An 8,070-nucleotide genomic window follows, 5' to 3' on the forward strand; every position below is an offset into this window, starting at 1 on the left:
GAGGAGCGACGGAAGCGGGAGGAGCGGCAGAAGCGGCAGCGGCGTCGGCAGGGACGCCAGATGCAGCGGCGGCGGCGACGGGCGCGGCCGGAGCCCCCGTGGCCGTCCGGGTGCGCGGGCTGTGGAAGCGGTTCGGCGAACAGGCGGCCGTCGCGGGGGTGGATCTGGATCTGCCGGCCGGGCGGTTCATCGGCCTCGTCGGTCCGAACGGGGCGGGCAAGACGACGACCCTGTCGATGGTGACCGGGCTGCTGCGGCCGGACTCCGGGCAGGTGCTGATCGGCGGCCACGACGTCTGGGCCGACCCGGTCGCCGTGAAGTCCCGCATCGGGGTCCTCCCGGAGGGCCTGCGACTTTTCGAACGTCTGTCCGGCCGTGAACTGCTCGCGTACACCGGCCGGCTGCGGGGGCTGCCGGGCGAGGAAGTGGACCAGCGGACGACGCAACTGCTCGACGTGCTGGGTCTGGCCGGTGCCCAGCACAAGCTGGTCATCGACTACTCGACCGGTATGCGGAAGAAGATCGGCCTCGCCGCCGCTCTGCTCCACAACCCCGAAGTGCTGTTCCTCGACGAGCCGTTCGAGGGGGTCGACCCGGTGTCCGCGCAGACGATCCGCGGGGTGCTGGAGCGCTACACCGCCTCGGGCGCGACCGTCGTCTTCTCCAGCCACGTCATGGAACTGGTCGAGAGTTTGTGCGACTGGGTGGCGGTGATGGCCGCCGGCCGCATCCGCGCCCGCGGTCCGCTCGCCGAGGTGCGCGGTGACGCGCCCACCCTCCAGGACGCCTTCCTCGAACTGGTCGGCGCGGGAGGCCACGACGCCGGGCAGAGCCTGGACTGGCTGGGCGGTGGCGCCCGGTGAGCGCCGCACCCACCCCGCCGGGCACCGGCACCGCTGCCGACGCCCGCCCCGGCACCACCACCGGCACCGGCACTGGCCCCGGCACTGGCACTGGCACTGGCACTGGCACCGTGCTCGCCGCGGCCGGACGCCCGGCGGTGCCCCGGTCCGCCGGGGGAGCCGCCGTCACGGCCGTCTTCGTCCGGCTGAAGCTGTCCCTGCTGCGCAACGGCCTGCGCCAGTCGGCCGGCCGCAGGGCGGCCTACATCGTGTCGCTCGTCCTCACCCTGCTGTTCGCGGCACTGCAACTGCTGGGCCTGATCGCCCTGCGCGGCAACGAGCACGCCCCCGCGCTCGTCCTGGCCATCACCGCCCTGCTCACACTGGGCTGGGCCGTGATGCCGCTCTTCTTCGCCTCGGGCGACGAGACGCTGGACCCGACCCGGCTGGTGATGCTGCCGCTGCGCCCCGCCCCGCTGGCGCTCTCCCTGCTGGTGGCCTCGCTCATCGGCATCGGCTCACTGTTCACGCTGACCCTGGCCGCCGGTTCGGTGGTGGCGGTGGCACACGGCACGGCGGCGGTCGTGACCGGTGTGGTGGCCGCGCCGCTGGTGCTGCTGGTGTGCGTGGCGCTGTCCCGCTCCGTGGCCGCCGCCAACGTCCGGCTGCTGACCAGCCGCAGGGGCCGTGATCTGGCCCTGCTCAGCGGCCTGTTCATCGCGGTCGGCGCCCAGTTCGTCAACCTCGGGGTGCAGAAGCTGTCCCAGCCCGGTGGGCTGCGGCTCCTGGAACCGGCGGCGGACGTGCTGCGCTGGGTCCCACCGGCCTCCGCCCTGGACGCCGTACGCTCCGCGGGCGCCGGCTCGTACGCCACCGCCGCCGCGCAACTGGCCCTGGCCGGGGCCGCGCTGGCGCTGCTGGTGTGGTGGTGGCAACGGAGCCTCACCCGGCTGATGACCGCCCCCGACGGCTCGACCCTGCAGGCCGCCACCGCCCCCGGGGAGAAGCCCTCCGGCGACGGCTCCGGCCTCACCCGGCTGCTGCCGCCCGGCCGCACCGGCACCGTCATGGAGCGCACCCTGCGCTACGCCTGGCGCGATCCCAAGGTCAAGACCGGCTGGGTCTCGGCGCTGGGCATCGGCCTGCTGCTGCCAGTGGTGTACGCGGTGCAGGGCAACGGCAGCCCGTACGCGGCGTGCTGGGCGGCCGGGCTGCTGGGCATGCAGATGTACAACCAGTTCGGGCAGGACACCTCGGCCTTCTGGATCGTGGCGCAGACGATCTCCTCGCCGCGCGACGCGTATCTCGAACTCCGCGGGCGGGCGATGGCCCTCGCGGTGGTGGCGGTGCCGTACGTGACGCTCGTGGTGGTCGTCTCCTCGGTGCTGCTGGGCGACTGGAGCGCGTTCCCGGAGGCCCTGGGCGTCTCACTGGCCCTGCTGGGCGCCATGCTGGCGACGGGCGCGCTGGCCTCGGAGCGCTTCCCGTACTCGATCCCGCAGGACAGCGGCTTCAAGAACGTCGCACCGGGCCAGGCCGGCCTGGCGTGGCTGAGCATCATGGGCGGCATGTTCGCGGCGGCGCTGCTGTGTGCGCCGCTGCTGGCGCTCGTCATCTGGATGCATGTGGCGGGCGCCCACGCCTGGCTGTGGCTGATCCTGCCGCTCGGCGCCCTCTACGGCTGGGCGATCACCCGCCTCGGCCTGCGGCTGTCGGCCCCGCGCACCGCCGCCCGGCTGCCGGAGATCCTGGCGGCGGTCAGCAAGGCCTGACCGCGACGGGCGGCGGGCGGCGGGCGGCGGGCGACGGGCGGCAAGCGACGGGCGACGGGCGACGGGCGATCGGTCCGCCGCCGCTCAGTCCGGGGTCACGTTCTCCAGAAAGGGTTCGACGACCGCCCGCCAGCCCTCGGGCCGGTCGTAATGGACCAGGTGCCCCGCGTCGGGGACCTCGGCGTACTCGCCCCTGGGCAGCACCCGGACCATCTCCTGGGCCTCGGCGCGGCCCAGTTCGCCGTCCAGGCCCCGGACCACGAGGGTGGGGCACCGCACCTGGGCCAATTCGTCCCAGTGTGCGTCGTGCACCCAGGACTCCCGCGCCCGCAGCATCGCCCGGCGGGAGAAGACCGGACGCCAGCCGTCGGCGCGCTCGGCCATGACCTCGGCGAAGAAGTCGCCGCGGGACGGCCGGGGGCGCTCCAGGCCCGGATCGTCCTCGCCGAACCACTTGCGGACGTCCGCGAGGGTCGCGAAGGGCAGCGGCCAGGACGCGAACCACTCCTCCCACTCGCGCTGCGAGCGGGCGCCGAGCGCGGAAGCGCGCATGTCGCAGACGACCAGGGCCCGGACGAGATCGGGGCGGCGGGCGGCGAGCTGCCAGGCCGTCAGGGCTCCCATGGCATGGCCGACCAGCACGGCCGGGCCGAGCTCCAGCCGCTCCAGAACCGCCTCGGCGTCGGCGACGTAGGCCTCCCTGGTGTACGGGCCTGCGGAAGGTTTCTCGCTGCGCCCGTGGCCCCGTTGGTCGAGGGCGACGGCGTGATGGCGCGCGGAGAGCCAGCGGGACGTCTCCGCCCAGTGGGAGGCGCGCCCCATCAGGCCGTGCAGGAGCAGGACCCCCGGCGCCGTCCCGCCCTCCCGCACACCCTTGGGCGGGTCGGCGAACTCCCAGGCGGCAAGCCGGACTCCGTCGGCTCCGGTCGTGTTGATGCGCCGAACCATGTGATCTGGCACCCCCATTCCTTCCGGCTGCCGTTTCGGTGTGCCCCGCGGCCGGCGGGGTGCTGTCGCACCAGCCGTACCGGTCGCTCTCCGCCGTGCCTGCCTGGCTGCCTGCCCGGCGGGCTGCCTGGCTGCCTGCCCGGCGGGCTGCCTGTCCGTCCGACTGTCTGGCTGGCTGTGGCTGTGGCTGTGGCTGTCTGGTAGTGGCTGACTGTCTGTCTGGGTGGCTGTCTGTTTGGTTGACTGACTGTCTGTCTGGGTGGCTGCCTGTTCCGTCTGTTCCGTCTGTTCCGTCCGCCCGATTACCTGGCTGTCCCTCTGCCGTGGCAGACGGTTCGCGGGTTTCCTGAATCTTTCGGGGTCGTGCATGCGCGGTCGAACACGGACACAGTATCGAACTCTTATTCGAACACAGGGCTGTGGAGCCGCATCGCCGCACAAGACCCCTCGTACGGGTGACAGCCCTCAAGGATTGGCCGCCGTGGCCGAGGGGATGGAAGGAACGAGGTGAGAACGCCGGTACCGACCCTGAGAGCTCGGGGCTCCGGGTCGCCCGGCGGGACACGGGGAGGCGAGGCCCCGGCTACGCCACGGCGAGCCGGGGCCTTCGAACGTCCGCGTACCGTGGCACTTCCGGCAGGGGCGTCGGCGCCGATCCGGTTCCCTCGGCCCATCGCGCACACCTCCCGGTCGGCGGACAGAGCACGGCGCCCCGCGAATGCCCCAGCGCCATATGCCTCAGCGACAGAGTGCCACGTCCGGCCGCCCACGCGCTGCCCCTACGCCCTCAATCCAGCCCTCGCGTGCCCCTCGCGCCCGCGCTTCCGACGGGCCGTCCGCACCTCGTACGCCCCCGCGCGCCGCGCCACGCCGCACCGGCCGGAACCAGCGGACTGAACCAGCGGCCGGATTCAGCGCTTCGCCACGAACACGTGGGAGGCGACATCCGCCTCCAGCTCCGCGGCCTCCCCGCCGCTGCCGACCAGCACGCCCCCCGCCGACTCCCGGACGCTCACCACCGACCCGGGCTGCACCCCGGCCCGCCGCAGCGTGTACATCAGCTGGGCGTCCGTCTGGATCGGCTCGCCGATCCGCCGGACGACCACCGTCTTGCTCTCCGGGCCCGGACGCAGATCGACCAGGCTGACCACGCCCTCACCGAGGAACGGATCGGCCTCGCCGGCCTCGCCCAGCTCCTCCAGACCCGGGATCGGATTGCCGTACGGGGACTCCGTCGGGTGCTGCAGCAGCTCCAGCACGCGCCGCTCCACGGCCTCGCTCATGACGTGCTCCCAGCGGCACGCCTCCGCGTGGACCTGCTCCCACTCCAGGCCGATCACGTCGACCAGCAGGCACTCGGCCAGCCGGTGCTTGCGCATGACGCGGGTGGCCAGCCGACGGCCCTCCTCGGTCAGCTCCAGGTGGCGGTCCCCGGCGACGGTCACGAGCCCGTCGCGCTCCATTCGCGCCACGGTCTGGCTGACCGTGGGACCGCTCTGGTCGAGCCGCTCCGCGATCCGCGCGCGCATGGGGACCACACCTTCCTCCTCGAGCTCCAGGATGGTGCGGAGATACATCTCCGTGGTGTCGATGAGTCCGGACATGCGTGCCCCTCGTTGACGGTGCGGTGGCCCCGGCCCCAATTCTTGCGCATGCCGGGGACAACCGGCCCCTGTCGTGCCGCGGGCCCGGTGCGCTATTGACAGCACAGTGGTCCAGACCGCACCGTGATCGCCGCGGGACCGGGCCGCCCGGGACGCCACCGGGGCGGACCTCCCGCGGCATGCGCCGGCACTCCTCCGCCGGCTCCGGCGGCTCGTGTCCCCGGCACGCACCGGCAGACGCCTTCCGGCGGACGTCCGGAGGACCTGCCGCGGACTCCCCACGGACCCCTACCGAAAGGGCCCCACGGCCATGAGCGACAGCAGGCTCCCCGGGCACCGCCCCGCACAGCTCACGGCGGAGCTCACCCCCCGGCCCGCCGAGGAGCTCCCCGAGCGGTTCCTCCAGGCCGCCGTCGACCTGCTGCGGCGGGTCCGCGACGAGGAGCGGGACGGGATCCTCCGGGCCGGCTCGCTGATCGCCGACACCGTCACCGCGGGCGGCAGGCTCTTCGCGTTCGGCGCCGGGCACTCCTCCCTGCCCGCCCAGGACGTCGTCTACCGCGCCGGTGGCCTGGCTCTGATGAATCTGCTCTCCGTACCCGGTCTGACCGGAGTCGACGTCGTGCCCGCCACGCTCGGCAGCGCGCTCGAACGGGTGACGGGGCTGGCGGACGCCGCGCTCGGCACGGCCCCGGTGCGGTCCGGCGACCTGCTCGTGATCATCTCCCTCTCCGGGCGCAACACCCTGCCGGTGGAGATGGCCCGGGGCGCCCGGGCGCGCGGCCTGAGCGTGATCGGGGTCACCTCCGTCGCCTATGCCGCGGCCACCGAACCGCAGAACCCGGACGGCACCTTCCTGAAGGACCACTGCGACGTGGTCCTCGACAGCAAGATTTCCGTGGGGGACGCGGAGCTGACCGCCGACGGCATCGACGCGCCCTTCGCTCCCGCCTCCACCGTCGTGACCAGTGCGCTGATGCAGGCCGTCATGGCCTCCGCCGCCGGCGAACTCGCCGCCCGCGGGACAACCCCGCCCCTGCTGCGCTCCGGCAATGTCGACGGCGGCCACGACTGGAACCGCGCGGTCCTGGACGAGTACCGCGACCGGATCTTCTACCGGCGGTCCTGACCCTGCCGGACCGGCGCCCGGAAACAGCGGCCCGCGCCCCCGCGCCCTCACCGCGGCCCGGAACCGCCGACGCCCGCCAGGTCCAGCAGCGTGGCCGTGCGGACCGCCACGTCCTCCGCGTACACCGCGTCCTGGCGTTCGAACGGCCTGCGGCTGGCGCCCCGCAGGAACGTCAGCACGCCGAGGGTGCGGCCGCGGCTGCGCAGCACCACGCAGAGCGCGTGCACCGAGTCCTCCGGCCACTGCCGGGCCCGCGCCCAGTCCCGCGGCTCCGCCGCGCCTCCGGTGACCGCGGAGGAGCGCACGGACCCGGTGCGTTCCACGGCGCGCGGCGCCGGGTGTCCCTCCGGGTAGCCCACCGGGATGCCGCTCGGCTCGATCGCCGAGCACGGGCCGCCCGCGCCGGTCGGCGTGGCCGCGGCCCGCACCAGCCGGCCGGCGGCCGGGCCGTCCGCGGGCAGCAGGTCGAGCAGCGCGTGGTCCGCGAACCCGGCCAGCGCGAAGTCGACGTGGACGGTCGCTGCCTCGGCCGGGTCCTCGCACTCGGCCGCCGAGAGGCCCGCCCGGTGCAGCTGGTTGCCGCGGAAACGCAGCAGTGAGCTCTCCCGCTCCAGCAGCTTCGTCTCGGTGATGTCCTGGAAGAACCAGGCGACGCCCAGCGGCACCGGCTCCTCCGCCAGCGGTGACGCCAGCCGCACGAAGCCGCTGCGCCAGCAGCGGCGGCCGCCGGCCGGACCCGTTGCCGCGTCGCCGCTTGTGCCGCCGCTTGCGCCGCCGCCCGCGCCGTCGCCCCGTGCGGGGCACAGCGTCACCCACAGGTCGCCGGGTGCGGGCGGCGTGCCCTCCGCCAGCACGTGCTGGAGCGAGCTCTCCAGTTCCTCCGCGCCCTGCGACAGCAGGTCTCCCAGCGGCCGCCCCAGCAGCTCGGCGCGTTCCCGGCCGAGGGTGCGCGCCGCGTGACCGCCCACCACGGCCGGGCGCAGATCGGCGTCCACCAGAACCACGCCCCAGGCGGCGTCCTCGAACAGGGCGTCGCTCAGAGCCAGCGACCGTTCCAGGTCGATCTGGGCGTGCACCTCGGTGAACGCGCAGTAGACGCCCGCGGGCTCGCCGTTCGCGCCCCGGACCGCGGCCGACTGGGTGCGGACGAGGACCCGGCCGCCGTCCTTGGTGAGGAGCGCGAATTCGTGCACCTGGCGGCCATCGGAACCCATCGCCGCCATCAGCCGGCCCTGCACCTCGTCGGCGTCGGCCGTGCGGACCGCCCACCCCGCGAAGCCGTGCCGGCCGACCGCCTCCTTCGCCGACCAGCCGAGGATGCGTTCCGCCTCGCGGTTCCAGTGGGTGACGACACCGTCGGCGTCGAAGGCACAGAGCGCGGCGTCCATACCGTCCAGCAGCGCGGCCAGCAGATCCGAGTCCTCGCAGTCCGGCGGGGGGCCGGGCGTCTCGCGGCCGGGGCCGGCGGCACGCGCCGACGGGACGGGGCCTGAGCCGGAAGGCCGTTGAGCAGTCACCTGGCACCTCCAGACGACGTGGCTGCGTAGCGCTTGTTCGTACTCCGTACTCCGTACTCCGGTTTCATTGAACTCGAACGTGATGGAGCCCACACCGTGTTCCCGGAAATCGGTGGCCCGGGGCGACGACCGCCGGCCGAAGCGGGCGGCAACCGGCCCGGGCGGCCCGGCGGTTGGTGAGGGAAGCGGGGCGGGGGCGGGGGCGGCGGCGGCGGCGGAAGGGCGCGCTCGCCCGCACCGCGCGGAAACCGCCCGAAA

General features: G+C 74.2%; 6 protein-coding genes. 3 read left to right on the top strand and 3 right to left on the bottom strand.

From position 1 onward, the window contains the following. Nucleotides 1–98: 98 nt before the first annotated feature. On the top strand, nt 99–863 hold the full coding sequence (locus KBZ10_RS28115; RefSeq protein WP_210990559.1) for an ABC transporter ATP-binding protein: 765 nt from the start codon (nt 99–101) through the stop codon (nt 861–863). Nucleotides 864–973: 110 nt separating this feature from the next. Then, nucleotides 974–2,614: a transporter gene (locus tag KBZ10_RS28120; RefSeq protein WP_374223432.1), complete on the top strand. Its 1,641-nt coding sequence runs from the start codon at nt 974–976 to the stop codon at nt 2,612–2,614. A gap of 84 nt (nt 2,615–2,698) precedes the next feature. On the opposite strand, the gene KBZ10_RS28125 is transcribed toward KBZ10_RS28120, so the two are convergent. Both KBZ10_RS28125 and KBZ10_RS28130 read right to left on the bottom strand, forming a co-directional pair. Further along, complete coding sequence (locus tag KBZ10_RS28125) at nt 2,699–3,562, bottom strand: alpha/beta fold hydrolase (protein ID WP_210990564.1); 864 nt, start codon at nt 3,560–3,562, stop codon at nt 2,699–2,701. Nucleotides 3,563–4,473: 911 nt separating this feature from the next. Then, nucleotides 4,474–5,166 (bottom strand): metal-dependent transcriptional regulator, encoded by a 693-nt coding sequence (locus KBZ10_RS28130; protein WP_210990560.1) that lies wholly within the window; start codon nt 5,164–5,166, stop codon nt 4,474–4,476. A gap of 310 nt (nt 5,167–5,476) precedes the next feature. Between KBZ10_RS28130 and KBZ10_RS28135 the strand changes: the two genes are divergently transcribed. Further along, nucleotides 5,477–6,295, top strand: coding sequence for an SIS domain-containing protein (locus KBZ10_RS28135; protein WP_210990561.1), 819 nt, complete (start codon nt 5,477–5,479; stop codon nt 6,293–6,295). 47 nt (nt 6,296–6,342) lie between these two features. On the opposite strand, the gene KBZ10_RS28140 is transcribed toward KBZ10_RS28135, so the two are convergent. Next, nucleotides 6,343–7,812 (bottom strand): PAS domain-containing protein, encoded by a 1,470-nt coding sequence (locus KBZ10_RS28140; RefSeq protein ID WP_307847652.1) that lies wholly within the window; start codon nt 7,810–7,812, stop codon nt 6,343–6,345. Nucleotides 7,813–8,070: the final 258 nt, after the last annotated feature.

This window comes from Streptomyces sp. F63, assembly GCF_018070345.1.
In the GTDB taxonomy this organism is placed as follows: Bacteria; Actinomycetota; Actinomycetes; order Streptomycetales; family Streptomycetaceae; genus Streptomyces.